Source organism: Yersinia frederiksenii ATCC 33641, from assembly GCF_000754805.1.
GTDB lineage: Bacteria > Pseudomonadota > Gammaproteobacteria > Enterobacterales > Enterobacteriaceae > Yersinia > Yersinia frederiksenii.
The window spans coordinates 4,442,248-4,455,008 of record NZ_KN150731.1 but is presented as its reverse complement, the minus strand read 5'-3'; the positions used below and the strand labels follow the sequence as shown (position 1 = coordinate 4,455,008).

The window sequence follows — 12,761 nt, the reverse complement described above, 5'->3', positions numbered from 1 at the left end:
GGATTGGCCATAAATTGTCGAGGGAAATAGGTCACAACGGTGGAACCACAGCAGTGACCTGTATATCACTATGGGCGATTCAATTCTTCCGGAGGGCTAAATAGCACTCGGTAAATAGCACCGCCTAAGGCCCCTCCGACCAGAGGTGCCAACCAAAATACCCATAGTTGCTGCAAGGCAATACCACCGGCAAAAATAGCCACACCGGTACTGCGCGCCGGATTTACCGAGGTATTATCGACTGGAATACTGATCAGATGAATCAGTGTAAGGCATAGCCCGATAGCAAGTGGCGCAGCGGCGGGATGCGAACCTTTATCCGTCGCGCCCATAATAACCATGACAAAACCCATGGTTAAAACGACTTCCGCCACTAATACGGCTTGCAAGCTATACCCCCCCGGTGAGCGTACACCAAAACCATTGCTGGCAAACCCGGCGCTGACATCGAAACCCGCTTTGCCACTGGCGATTAAATACAAAATGGCCGCCCCCGCCAATCCTCCCAGTACCTGCGCCACAATATAGGGAACTAATTGTGCGCCGGAGAAACGACCTCCGACCCATAAACCGAGAGACACCGCTGGGTTAAAATGCGCACCCGATATATGCCCCAAGGCGTAAGCCATGGTGACAACAGTTAGCCCGAACGCCAACGCCACACCGAGAAATCCAATACCTGCTACCGGGAACATTGCAGCCAATACCGCACTACCACACCCGCCTAACACCAGCCAGAAAGTGCCAATAAACTCTGCCATTAGCTGTTTCATTCTGCTTCACCCTGCCCGTTAAACATATCGATAACAGTCAGCGTTACCGCCAACCAATAACCAGCAATTTACGCCGGAGGTACTGCTTGGCTTGACTTGTTAGGTTCAGCTCACCAACGGCTTATATAATCTTAGTCACTGAATTTATGCTTATCGGGAAAGATTTCAGATCAAATACTGTTTTAACTGGATGATTCGTTAACAGCTGTGATTAAACAGCCCGCTTGCGCCGCCCTTTTTTCACTCCAGTTTTAGCGGGTGCCTTGACGATTTTAGCCGGAGCTATCGCGCCCTCAGGCATATCCGGCTGTTCAATAGGGAAAACCGGTAGCGCTGCTAATAAGCGCGAACCATAACCCTTGGTCAATAAACGCCGGTCATAAATAACAATTTCACCATAGCAGGCATTACTGCGAATCAAGCGCCCAACCTGCTGAATTAAGTTGAACGAAGCGCTTGGTAAGCTTTGCACTTCAAATGGGTAACGATTCAGTGACTTTAGCCATTCACCTTCCGTCAGGATCACTGGGCTGTCGATAGGCGGGAATGAAATCTTATGAATATGAACCTGAGTCAACAATTCACCTTTCAGATCTAACCCTTCGGCAAAGGATTGCAAACCAATCAAGACGCTGGCGGTACCACTATTCACTCGTTTACGGTGCTCTTCGACCAGCCGATAGCGCGGTTGATCCCCTTGAACCAATAACATCAACCGCAGATCCGTGACATGACTGAGGAAAGTTTGCATCGCCCGATGGCTGCTAAACAGAATCAACATGCCTTTATGTCGCCCGCTGGCGTGTTGCGCGCGGAAGAATTGCGCCATTTCAGCCAAATGTTCAGCTTCATGCGCCATGGTCGGCTCGTGGCGCATTTTGGGAATAATGAGCTTCCCTTGCTCGATATGATTAAACGGTGATGACAATGTTTCAAACCGATCACCGGCTTTTTCACTCAAGCCACTGAGTTCCTGTAAACGTGCAAAACTATTGAGCGAACGTAAGGTGGCTGAGGTCACAATCACATGGGGGACTTTGCGCCATAACATTTTATCGAGCTGATCACTAACGCGAATTCCCACGCAGTGAAAATAGAGATGTGTTTGGTTTTCGCGATAATCACGGGTTACCCACTTGGAAATCGGTGCATTTGAGGCTTTTGCCATTGCCGCTAACCGCCAGAGTTTACTCATTGCCTCCAGATAGCCCAACGATCGGCTCATCTGCAAAATGGCACGATGCAGCCGCACAATATCGTGCTTGCCGGTCTGCTCACTCAAATCATTGAGCACAAACTCGGCTAAACCACGCAAAGCATCCGTCAGTTTGAATAATTTAGCGCAATCTTCCGTCAAACTACCCGGCAATTCACCCATTTCAAAACGGTACACCGCAGGGCTACCATCAGCAGGTAACAGCTGACTGACTTGTAGCTCGACACTCAACATCAGCTCGCGCAACTGTTCGCAATGATCTTTCAAACGTTCAGGATTCGATAAGCCCGGCGGATTTTTAGGCCGGTATTGCACCATGCATTGGTCCACCAGACGCACAATCATATCTAGCTGCATATTGGCAAAAACGGCGGTAATTTCACCTTCAATTTCCAATGCATCCCGTGCAACATCCGGTAAATGGTGGCCTTCATCTAGGACTAACAGCAACTCTTTCGGATTGGGCAGTACCGACTCTGTTTCCAGTGCCGCCATCACTAATGCATGGTTGGCGACTACCACATCGGCACTTTCAATCTCTTTGCGAGCAATAAAGAACGGACACTCACGAAAATAGTGGCAATTACGCCCAAGGCAGTTGGCTTTATCCGTACTCAATTTGGCCCATAAACTGTCACTGAGCGATAACTTATGATGGTCGCGCAGCCCGTCCCAGGAATGGTTATTTAATGACTTAGAAAGTGTTAGACAAGTCGCCTGCTCTTCACCATTAACCGGGGCAAGCTCATCACCAAGAAACAGTGATAAATCCCCTTGGCCGGACACATCCGTGCACATTGCCGCCAGATTACGCGGACAAACATACCGCCCGCGCCCAAAAGCACCGGTGAACTTGAGGTCAGGAATAATTTTCTTCAGCAGCGGCAAATCTTTGCTGTAAATCTGATCCTGTAGTGCCACGTTTGCCGTGCTAACCACCAGCGGCTTACTCTCTGCGCGGCCAACGGCAATGCCGGGGATCAGATAAGACAGTGTTTTGCCAACACCCGTCGGCGCTTCAATAGCCAAATGACGACCCGCATCGCCCGCCAGCGTTTTCGCTACTTCGGCGATCATCTGACGCTGTGGTGCGCGAGGAATAAAATCCGGAATCTGCTGCGAAAGCGCCTTATACCACTGACTAATTTGTTCTTTTACTGCCGGGGACAACGCCATGCATATCTTATCTAAACTGAATGTTGCCCTATTGTCCCACACCACAACGCTCACGTCAGCCCGAAAGCACCAATGCAATAGCTGAAATTTTCCTCTTGCGCCAATGGCAGTGGGATGAAATTTACGTAATGTCGCAGTTATTTATGATTTGTCATAAATGTATCACACAGATGCGGTAAAAATTCTGCGCTGGATGAATTCAGATAGATATTGAATACAGCAAAAAATTCTACTACTCGCGTCTTTTTTAATAAGAGAAACAGGGCAAAAATATGAAACGTAATATTCTGGCGATCTTGGTACCCGCTTTATTAGTTGCCACCACCTCACATGCAGCAGAAATTTATAATAAAGACGGTAACAAACTTGATTTATATGGAAAAGTAAAAGCACTGCATTACTTCTCTGATAATAATAAAAGTGATGGTGATAAATCTTACGTTCGCTTTGGTTTTAAAGGTGCGACCCAAATTACTGACCAATTGACCGGTTACGGTCAGTGGGAATATAACATTGCGGCTAACTATGCAGAAAGCCAAGAAACAAAAGATAATAAAACACGCCTAGCGTTTGCTGGTTTACGTTATGGAAAGTTAGGTTCAATCGATTATGGTCGTAACTATGGCGTGCTATATGATATCGCCGCTTGGACTGATATGTTGCCAGAGTTCGGTAATGACAGCTACACCAGAACCGATAACTTCTTGACTGGCCGTACAACTGGCGTGGCCACTTACCGCAATACAGATTTCTTCGGTTTAGTTGATGGCCTGAAATTTTCTCTGCAATACCAAGGTAAGAATGGCAGCGAGTCTGATAGCGCCAATGGCCGTGCAGATGCCGCCAAACAAAATGGCGACGGCTTCGGTTTGTCTTCCAGTTATGAAATTGGTGCCGGTGTGAGTGCGGGTGCGGCCTATTCTTCATCTAACCGTACTACTGCTCAGAAGAACGGTAACTTTGGTAAAGGTGATAAAGCAGATGCCTGGACTACCGGTCTGAAATATGATGATAACGGTGTTTATTTGGGGGCAACCTATGCTGAAACCCGTAATATGACACCTATTTCTGGTACTGCAGTGATTAATAATGTGTCGACCAGCGTGAGTGGTTTTGCTAATAAAACTCAAAACGTTGAGTTAGTCGCACAATATCTGTTCGATTTTGGTTTAAAACCTTCTTTGGCTTATATTCAGTCTAAAGGTAAAGATATCGAAGGCATTGGTGATGCAGATTTAGTTAAATATGTTGATATTGGCGCTTATTATTACTTCAATAAAAATATGTCTACCTATGTTGATTATAAAATCAACCAACTTAATGATGATAACAAGCTGAAGTTAAATACAGACAACGTTGTTGCTGTCGGGCTGGTTTATCAATTCTAAGTAATATACATCGATATTATCCTCATTATTTGAATACTTCATCGTAACTTGTCAATTTTATTAGGTGTAGCCATTTTTTATTTTTTGCCGGGAGATAACTCCCGGTTTTATTTTTTATAAATAATATAGTTATTTATTAGTAGGAACTGACAATAACCCAACATCGCGCAACGCTTCTGCTTCTGTACCATTTCGTTTGGCACCTGTTTTACCCATTTTCTGTGAAAAATCAGCTTGTTGAATCCAGTGTTGATAGCGATTCTCACCTAGCGCTTTATCAGCCTTAACCATAAGTGGCACTAGCCGGACACCCATGTTATCGAGGCTGTGATAGGGCCATTCTTTGTGCTCATCAGAAAAAGGGGCCATAAAATCAAGCGCTTTAATCAAACCACTGCCTTGAGGAGTTTGATAATGCCATAAGTCAACATGGACCTTATCTGCCAGTTGGGCCATCAGTATAGCCGCCTGCAAACTAAAATAGCTGTAATGGAAAGAGCGGGTCCGTGCCAGTTCCAAAGGTTGTGAACCATCCGGCGCTAATTGAGTGTCCAACTTGGTTTTCAGCAATTGAGCCATCTCAACCACCACTTGCGGTTGTTGTAGATACCAGGCTATTCCTGCCACTTGCACCGCATACCAGTTACCATGGTTATTCTGTGCTGCAGCCTCTTTTTTACCTGCCGGACTGTGACGCAACCACGCCAGATAATCAGTCATCCACTGCTGCATCTGCTTTTCATCTTGCATCGTCCAGTGCTTATTCTGCTGTAACATAATCAGTGAATCGACAATGCGGGTGGCAAAGTAGCGTCCATCCAAAACTCCGGCTCCTCGCCCGGCAGCAATCCCCGGCACACCTTGCGCAAAATTGAGATTCGGGTTCATCCGGGTTTGCGGAGCAATAAACCAGGTTCTAATTAGGCTGATGGCTTTATCTGCATACTTCTGTTGGCCGGAAAAATACCAAGCCAATGTCAGTGTTTGTACCTGAGCAGTGAAATCAGCCAAACGCACGCCATCACTTTCTGCATTTTTGCTGGCAGGATTAATCTGCCCATCTTTACGTATCCAAGGTAACCCATCACTTTTTTGGTTATCCGGCCACCAGTAAGCCCCCAGACTAAGATAATCATGTTTAGAGCCACTGGGTGGCAGGCTATTTTTATCCATCACACTAAAGTCGGGCCGTTTCAGCATTTTATCTGCCTGCTGCAATAGCTGCTGATAAGCTTGCCAAGTTTCTGTCGGTATCGACTCTTGCTTCATCTCTTTCTCTTGCGCTATGACCTGCTGATTATGCAGCAATGCACGGGCAGATAAGAAAGCATAGTCACTCTGTGTGGCATTGGCCGCCGGCCTCCCACAGAGAAGTAGCAACATCGCCAGCACAAAGTAAGACAGTGCCAGACTCACCGTGTGAATATATGGCTGGCTGTCCATTGATAAAGCCCTCATAAATCCTCTACCTTGTCTGATAACCACAATCATTTTATGCATCATGCCTCACGCACTTTTAGCTTTCCCGATAAGCATAGGGTTTGTCACTGTTTATTAACCTAACTATTGCCATTAGAAAGAATAACTCTCTGTTTTAGCGCAAAATTTAGTCAAAAAATCAAAATGAAAAAAAATAATAAAAAGCTTTGCTAACGATCACTATTCTCATGTTTACTGGTGCATCTGTGTTTTATCGCTCCTTTCCTATTGAATAACTATGCTGAAGCAAAATAGTCGTAACCTGTGGTTGCTAGTCGGTTCATTGTTCACCTTATACTTTGTCTGGGGTTCAACTTATCTGGTCATTCGTATCGGGGTCGAAAGCTGGCCCCCTTTGATGATGGCTGGATTACGTTACTTAATTGCCGGGATATTGCTGTTCAGCTTCCTTGCTATTCGTGGTCACGCCTTACCCACATTACGGCAATGGATGGGTGCCAGTGCTATCGGTATCTTATTATTGGCTATCGGTAATGGGCTGGTCACCGTCGCTGAACACCAGCATGTTCCTTCTGGTATTGCCGCAGTGATGGTGGCAACCGTTCCACTATTCACTTTGTGTTTCAGTATGTTATGGGGTATGCGCAACACAAAACTAGAATGGGCGGGGATTGCTCTCGGGTTGGTTGGTATCATATTACTTAACACCGGCAGTAACCTATTAGGCAACCCAGTAGGTGCAATGCTGATATTACTGGCTTCAGCTAGTTGGGCATTTGGCTCAGTCTGGAGTTCACGTCTGGCGTTACCCAGTGGGGCGATGTCCGGAGCGGCGCAGATGCTGGTTGCAGGGGTGGTTCTATTGCTTGCCAGCACACTCAGTGGTGAAGAGCTGAACCAGATGCCGTCAATGGGAGGGATACTCTCATTACTTTATCTGATCGTTTTCGGGTCTATGCTCGCCATCAGCGCTTATATGTTTTTACTAAAAAATGTTCGCCCCGCTGTAGCCACCAGTTACGCCTATGTAAACCCGGTGGTCGCCGTATTGCTAGGTATTGGCTTTGCTGGCGAGAGTTTATCAACCACTGAGTTTTGTGCATTAGCCGTCATAGTTTCTGCTGTGGTATTGGTCACTCTGGGGAAATTTCTGTTTAAAACTCGTTAATCTCTACATAGCAAGAATGCAACATGGTTGTTTCATTGACTGAACGGGCTATAATTCACGCTGTTTAGATAAAAAGTGAAAATAATTATGCTGAGAAAGGCACTCATTATCCTGATTGCGGTAATGGCTCTGAGTTCGTTAGGCGGCGTTTTTCTGGCTGGGCTGAACATTTATACTCGTTCAACCACCCCGCATGAAACTGAAACCACTGAATCCAGCCCATTGTCTGATATTGGCCCTGCGGGTTTGTCCAACAATGGTCAGGAATCACCATAAGCGCGCAACCAACTGCAGCATCGCTGCTATAAATTCCTAGCCGTTTCAAATTGCTATAAGCGGCGAGATTAATATTATAAGCGGCAAAAATGATTTGCGAAAAGTGCATAAGTCGGAGCTTCACGACCAATTTATGCACTCATCGGTTTCATTAATAAGTATTTATATTCTGCCAAGAACTATTGTTTCAGAGCCCAAGTATAGTATCGCCTATTCTTCTGTTCGGTTCCTTCCAAAATATTCTCAAACTTGGGCAATACAGACCTCAACACGCGAGGCCGCGAATAGACAACAACTTGAGTTCATCATCACGACCAAAACTTTCGCCAGTCATCACCATTGGAATACCCGGCGGATAGGGGATAACCCAATGCCGCTGCTTGTAATTTATCCGTTTTATTGATTTTCATATCAGTAAATGTCTTGTCACACAGCCCTCCATTGGTCTTAAAGTGTCGTGACGCCAAGTGCAAAAGCCTTTGTTTGCATCCGCTTAATTACGTCATAGGCTGACCAAGGCAACACACTGAAGCCGGTGATCAGTAGCGGATTTTTAGCAGCAATAGCTACCGGAGAATTGACTGTGGCACTGATAGCCTGACGTATTAGGAGGAGCTGTTCCTCAGATGTCGATAACGAGGTAATGAGTGGCAAGCCAGGAGCGGCCTCTGTTTGCGAGATAATTTTTAACCCAGCAACAGCTGAAGGGTTAGCTCGTTGTAGCAATGCGAAGCTCACACAATCTATTGCGGCGATGTCGGCCTGATGCTGTTTAATCATGTCGATTGAACGATAATGCCCACCTGAGGCAATTCCATAAGAAAAGAAACGCCCGTTAACTGCCAACGGGGCGATTAAGGCACGTAATGCATTGTAGCCAGATTGTGAGTCGATACTGTTATAGGCAACTCTCCGACCACGAAAATCGGCCAGTTTCTGACCTTCTTCATCCTCACGAACGACCACTAAACTGCGGTAATACTCTCCTGAACAATAAGGTGATTGGTAGCTGAATACACCAACCAATTGCACTTGTTGTTCTAATAAAGTCACCAGAGGAAAACCGCAAGTCTGACTCAGAAGTAGATTAGGATCTCGCCAATGTTGTAGTAAATTCGAGGGCCAAACCAGTTGCTCGCATATTCCAACCACGCCATAACAGTGCAATTGCCGAGATAATAGTTGCCAATAGGTCTGTGCATCTTGCGGCAGAACACCATACATGGGGAGTGAAATTAGCATAAATACCCACTATGAATAACACCAGAAACCCAAAGCATCCGTTTTTTTAACTCAATTGTTTTTTACTCAATCATTTTTAACTACCGGGAGAGACTGTAATTCCCGCCAGCGTAATAATCGCCTATTCCAGCGGGAAAAAATCATATCCGTAATAATCGCCAATAAGGCGACGACAGCTGCACCTTGAATCACGTAAGCCGTATTGAAACCACTGAGCCCAATAATAATTGGAGAGCCTAAGGTTTTTGTTCCTACCGTTGAAGCAATAGCAGCAGTACCAATATTAATAATGACGGATGTTCGAATACCCGCCACAATCACTGGTGCCGCTAATGGTAATTCGACCCGCCACAAAATCTGCCTGGTACTCATTCCTACGCCTTGGGCGACCTCGCGGATATCTCGGGAAACTGATTCAATACCGGTAATAGACCCTTGCAAAATAGGTAGTAAGCCATAGAGTACTAAAGCAATAATGGCCGGTTTTTCACTAAACCCCATAACCGGTACAGCAATAGCGAGTACTGCAACCGGTGGAAATGTCTGCCCCATCGCAACAACTGTTTCCACAACTGAGCGAAACTCTTTTCCTGCTGGGCGAGTCACCGCGATACCCGCACTTACGCCAATAAAGATGGCGATAACACTGGAAATGAACACCAACAAAACATGGGCAATGACCAGTGACCAAAAGGTATCTTGCAGATAAATAGGCCGATCGAGATCAGGGAATAATGTTGAGAAAAGACCTTGCAGGGAAGTCATTCCAAAAACCAAACCGACCAATAATAGTAATGCCCAGTAAAGAGGGTCTTTTAAGCAAGACAATAGGCCTGACTTTACTCGCCCTGAATAGGCACTATTGAGACCCTTGGTTTTGGTCGCAGTCAGTTTCACACTCCCCCCTTATCTGTATCCGCAATGAGATCAGCAAAATAGAGCACCCCCAATGACTGCCCGTGTTCATCAGCCACTGGCAATTTATCTGTCTGGCGGGAAACGAACAGGGAAAGAGCCTCACGCAGGCTGGTCGTAGCCAGTATTGGCTGCCCTACCAGAGTCTCACCACGCCTGACTCGTTGCTCGGCCCACCCAAGTGATAACAATTTAATACCGAGATCACTTCGGCCAAAGAAATCACGAACAAAGCCATTCGCTGGCTGAGTTAACATTTCAAGAGGTGTTCCTTGCTGGATAACTCTCCCCTCATCCATCAAAACTATGCGATCAGCCAGACTTAAAGCCTCATCAATATCATGAGTGACCAGCACAATAGTCCGGCCAGACAGTTGGTGAATACGCGTAATTTCGAATTGCAATGCCGAGCGAGTCACTGGATCTAATGCTCCAAAGGGCTCATCCATCAACAATACTTCGGGGTCTGCGGCTAAAGCTCGGGCAACACCAACCCGCTGCTGCTGCCCCCCAGACAATTGATGAGGGTAACGATGTAGAAATTGCTCTGGATCCAGATGCAACAACTCTAACAGCTCAATAACTCGCTGGCGGATGCGATCCGGATGCCATTTCAGCAACTGTGGCACAGTGGCAATATTGCGCTCAACCGTCCAGTGAGGAAACAGACCTATAGATTGGATGGCATAACCCATCCGCCGTCGCAAATCTTCTGGCTTATAATTACGGATTTCTTCACCAGCAAAATGGATCTTCCCCTCATCATGCTCGATAAGCCGATTAATCATTTTTAGTGTGGTCGACTTTCCTGAACCAGAAGTACCAATCAGTACAGTAAACTCCCCTTTCGCAATTTGTAGCGAGAGGTTATCTACTGCCCGTTTACCGGCAAAATATTTACTGACCTGATGGAAATGAATCATCGGTGTGAAGTATCCATAAAAATAATGATGAATTTAAACAGCGAATCAACGACTACCGCCATCACTATCACGGGTATGACACCCAACAGTACTAAATCCAAAGCACTGCTAAGCAGACCTTGAAACACTATTGCCCCCAATCCACCGGCACCAATCAATGCGGCAACAACAGCCAGCCCTACTGTCTGCACTGCAATAATACGGATACCGGATAAGATCAGTGGCATTGCAATGGGTATTTGCACCCGAAAGAATAATTGACTGCGGGTCATCCCCATACCTCGGGCCGACTCAACAACACTGTCAGGAACCGCTTCTAAGCCAGCAACCACATTGCGCACTAGCGGTAATAGGGCATATAGCACCAACGCGACAATTGCCGGAGCTAACCCAATACCACTAACGCCATGCTCAGCCAACCACGGAATGGCCGTAGCTAACCCCGCCAGAGGTGCTATGAGCAGCCCAAATAAGGCAATTGATGGAATGGTTTGAATAATATTCAACGTTGAGAAAATAGCGCCTTGAAAGCGATGAGAACGAAAACAGAATAAACCGAGGGATATGCCCAAAATTACGGCGGGTATCAGCGTTGTCAGCAGAATCTGCAGGTGTTGCCATAATGCATCATCAAACACATCTTGCCGATTTACGTACTCTTTCATCAAAGATAATTGATCGAGTTGCCCAGCCACCAGCAATATCACAACCGGTAGAACCAGCAAGACATTCGCCAAACTGCGCCAAACCGGGTTTACAACGGCATGAGACAAGCTATCGACAGCAATCAATATGCACATCCCACTCATCAGCCAAAATCCGCCGCCAAGCGATGTACGAGCAAGACTATCGTCACTCCCAGCAAGTTGGCTCGCTGCTGTACCTGCCAGCAGTAGCAGAGCGAATAACAATACTTCAGCCACTAATACTGTAAACCAATACAACACCGCACTTTGTTTACAAAAAACAAAGATAAACAGTATCAATATAGGAAATAACATCCACCAAACCGGTCCTATTATTAGCGATAACAAGGAGATCCCCTGCCCTGAGATCAACCGATTAGGCGCATGACTGACAAAAGAAAGCCCTATCCCCGATAAAACTAACAATATCGCCAGTACCAGTAGGACTCTGTTTCTTACAGTCATAAAAATCCATCTCCATGACAGATAATCTTTGTCGCCATAGCCGATTACCTGTTTATTTGATGGCGCTATAAAGCAGAATGTTATAGCACCACTCGAATATTCATCGCTATCCTTTAACGAACCCTTTTTCTTTCAGATAATTGGCTGCAACTTTTTTTGCATCCTGCCCCTCTACCGCGATACGGGCATTTAGTTTTTGTAACGTTGGACCATCGAGTGTGGCAAATACCGGGTCAAGTAAAGCAGGTATGTTTGGATGTGCTTTAAGCGTGGCCTCGCGGATTATTGGCGTTGGTGCATAAATAGGCTGCACGCCTTTCGTATCTTCCAGTGTCTGTAATCCCAAAGCAGCTACCGGACCATCAGTACCATAAGCCATGGCTGCATTAACACCGGAAGTTTGTTCTGCAGCAGCTTTAATTGTTACTGCGGTGTCCCCACCCGCTAACGATAACAACTGATCTTGATTCAATTTAAAACCATATGCTTGTTGGAAAGCAGGTAAAGCATCGGGTCGTTCAATAAACTCTGCCGAAGCGGCCAGTTTGAACTTACCTCCTGTATTAATCCACTTGCCTAAATCATCCAATGTTTTCAAACTATTGGTTTTAGCTAAATCCTGACGCACCGCAATAGTCCAGGTATTATTTGCCGGGGCTGGTGAAAGCCATACCAGTTTATTCTTCTCATAATCCAATGCTTTTACTTTTTCATAGCCTGCTTTGGCATTCTTCCAGGCAGGATCTTTTTCATCAGAGAAGAAAAAGGCACCATTACCGGTATATTCAGGGTAAATATCGATCTCCCCAGCAGTGATAGCGCCACGCACCACTTTGGTAGTACCTAACTGTGATTTATTGGTTGTTTTAATCCCATTAGCATCAAGAACCTGCACAATAATGTTGCCCAATAATGAGCCTTCAGTATCAATTTTTGAGCCAACACGGACGGTATCTGCCGCTTGAGAGACACCACCAGTTATAGCCAGCATTATTGCTGCCAACGCAAAAACTCGGCTACGGGTTAAGGTCTTTGCCATGTTTTACCTCTATGTGCCCAAGGGTTAGAAAAAAGTTAAATCGCTAATGTCTGT

At 45.9% G+C, this 12,761-nt stretch carries 12 protein-coding genes; 3 read left to right on the top strand and 9 right to left on the bottom strand.

Going from position 1 to position 12,761, the window contains the following annotated elements:
- Positions 1 to 68: 68 nt before the first annotated feature.
- Both aqpZ and dinG read right to left on the bottom strand, forming a co-directional pair.
- Positions 69 to 773, bottom strand: coding sequence for an aquaporin Z (aqpZ, locus tag DJ58_RS02265; RefSeq protein WP_004709077.1), 705 nt, complete (start codon positions 771 to 773; stop codon positions 69 to 71).
- A 211-nt stretch (positions 774 to 984) separates the two neighbouring features.
- A complete protein-coding gene (gene dinG / locus DJ58_RS02270) occupies positions 985 to 3,165 on the bottom strand; it encodes an ATP-dependent DNA helicase DinG (RefSeq protein WP_004709075.1) in 2,181 nt (726 codons plus the stop codon).
- Between the two features lie 272 nt (positions 3,166 to 3,437).
- Here dinG and ompF2 point away from each other — a divergent pair, with 272 nt between their 5' ends.
- Positions 3,438 to 4,553, top strand: coding sequence for a porin OmpF2 (gene ompF2, locus DJ58_RS02275; RefSeq protein ID WP_004709073.1), 1,116 nt, complete (start codon positions 3,438 to 3,440; stop codon positions 4,551 to 4,553).
- Positions 4,554 to 4,682: 129 nt separating this feature from the next.
- Here the strand turns inward: ompF2 and DJ58_RS02280 are convergent, their stop codons facing one another.
- Positions 4,683 to 5,996: an alginate lyase family protein gene (locus tag DJ58_RS02280; RefSeq protein ID WP_032913276.1), complete on the bottom strand. Its 1,314-nt coding sequence runs from the start codon at positions 5,994 to 5,996 to the stop codon at positions 4,683 to 4,685.
- A gap of 274 nt (positions 5,997 to 6,270) precedes the next feature.
- Here DJ58_RS02280 and yedA point away from each other — a divergent pair, with 274 nt between their 5' ends.
- Together yedA and DJ58_RS0122030 are read left to right on the top strand one after the other, a co-directional pair.
- Complete coding sequence (gene yedA, locus DJ58_RS02285; protein WP_004709068.1) at positions 6,271 to 7,161, top strand: drug/metabolite exporter YedA; 891 nt, start codon at positions 6,271 to 6,273, stop codon at positions 7,159 to 7,161.
- An 87-nt stretch (positions 7,162 to 7,248) separates the two neighbouring features.
- Positions 7,249 to 7,437: a hypothetical protein gene (locus DJ58_RS0122030; RefSeq protein ID WP_025377722.1), complete on the top strand. Its 189-nt coding sequence runs from the start codon at positions 7,249 to 7,251 to the stop codon at positions 7,435 to 7,437.
- 265 nt (positions 7,438 to 7,702) lie between these two features.
- Here the strand turns inward: DJ58_RS0122030 and DJ58_RS23955 are convergent, their stop codons facing one another.
- The 6 genes from DJ58_RS23955 to osmF all read right to left on the bottom strand — a co-directional run bounded on the left by DJ58_RS23955 (position 7,703) and on the right by osmF (position 12,707).
- Positions 7,703 to 7,777, bottom strand: coding sequence for a hypothetical protein (locus DJ58_RS23955; RefSeq protein ID WP_080544634.1), 75 nt, complete (start codon positions 7,775 to 7,777; stop codon positions 7,703 to 7,705).
- A gap of 107 nt (positions 7,778 to 7,884) precedes the next feature.
- A complete protein-coding gene (locus DJ58_RS02290) occupies positions 7,885 to 8,661 on the bottom strand; it encodes a phosphate/phosphite/phosphonate ABC transporter substrate-binding protein (protein WP_004709065.1) in 777 nt (258 codons plus the stop codon).
- A gap of 84 nt (positions 8,662 to 8,745) precedes the next feature.
- Positions 8,746 to 9,444: an ABC transporter permease gene (locus DJ58_RS02295; protein ID WP_004709062.1), complete on the bottom strand. Its 699-nt coding sequence runs from the start codon at positions 9,442 to 9,444 to the stop codon at positions 8,746 to 8,748.
- 128 nt (positions 9,445 to 9,572) lie between these two features.
- A complete protein-coding gene (locus DJ58_RS02300; protein ID WP_032911041.1) occupies positions 9,573 to 10,517 on the bottom strand; it encodes an ABC transporter ATP-binding protein in 945 nt (314 codons plus the stop codon).
- Positions 10,514 to 11,668, bottom strand: a complete 1,155-nt coding sequence (locus DJ58_RS02305; RefSeq protein ID WP_032911039.1) for an ABC transporter permease — start codon at positions 11,666 to 11,668, stop codon at positions 10,514 to 10,516. The genes DJ58_RS02300 and DJ58_RS02305 overlap by 4 nt, the downstream gene beginning before the upstream one ends.
- A 106-nt stretch (positions 11,669 to 11,774) precedes the next feature.
- Entirely contained in the window at positions 11,775 to 12,707 is a 933-nt protein-coding gene (gene osmF, locus DJ58_RS02310; RefSeq protein WP_004709056.1) for a glycine betaine ABC transporter substrate-binding protein OsmF, read from the bottom strand.
- Between the last annotated feature and the right edge of the window lie 54 nt (positions 12,708 to 12,761).

Bases quoted from the DNA above. Each gene is read 5' to 3' on its own strand.
- dinG (WP_004709075.1), bottom strand. From the start codon at position 3,165: ATGGCGTTGTCCCCGGCAGTAAAAGAACAAATTAGTCAGTGGTATAAG.
- DJ58_RS02295 (WP_004709062.1), bottom strand. From the start codon at position 9,444: ATGACTTCCCTGCAAGGTCTTTTCTCAACATTATTCCCTGATCTCGAT.
- DJ58_RS02280 (WP_032913276.1), bottom strand. From the start codon at position 5,996: ATGGACAGCCAGCCATATATTCACACGGTGAGTCTGGCACTGTCTTAC.
- ompF2 (WP_004709073.1), top strand. From the start codon at position 3,438: ATGAAACGTAATATTCTGGCGATCTTGGTACCCGCTTTATTAGTTGCC.
- DJ58_RS02290 (WP_004709065.1), bottom strand. From the start codon at position 8,661: ATGTATGGTGTTCTGCCGCAAGATGCACAGACCTATTGGCAACTATTA.
- DJ58_RS02305 (WP_032911039.1), bottom strand. From the start codon at position 11,668: ATGACTGTAAGAAACAGAGTCCTACTGGTACTGGCGATATTGTTAGTT.
- DJ58_RS0122030 (WP_025377722.1), top strand. From the start codon at position 7,249: ATGCTGAGAAAGGCACTCATTATCCTGATTGCGGTAATGGCTCTGAGT.
- aqpZ (WP_004709077.1), bottom strand. From the start codon at position 773: ATGAAACAGCTAATGGCAGAGTTTATTGGCACTTTCTGGCTGGTGTTA.
- yedA (WP_004709068.1), top strand. From the start codon at position 6,271: ATGCTGAAGCAAAATAGTCGTAACCTGTGGTTGCTAGTCGGTTCATTG.
- osmF (WP_004709056.1), bottom strand. From the start codon at position 12,707: ATGGCAAAGACCTTAACCCGTAGCCGAGTTTTTGCGTTGGCAGCAATA.
- DJ58_RS02300 (WP_032911041.1), bottom strand. From the start codon at position 10,517: ATGATTCATTTCCATCAGGTCAGTAAATATTTTGCCGGTAAACGGGCA.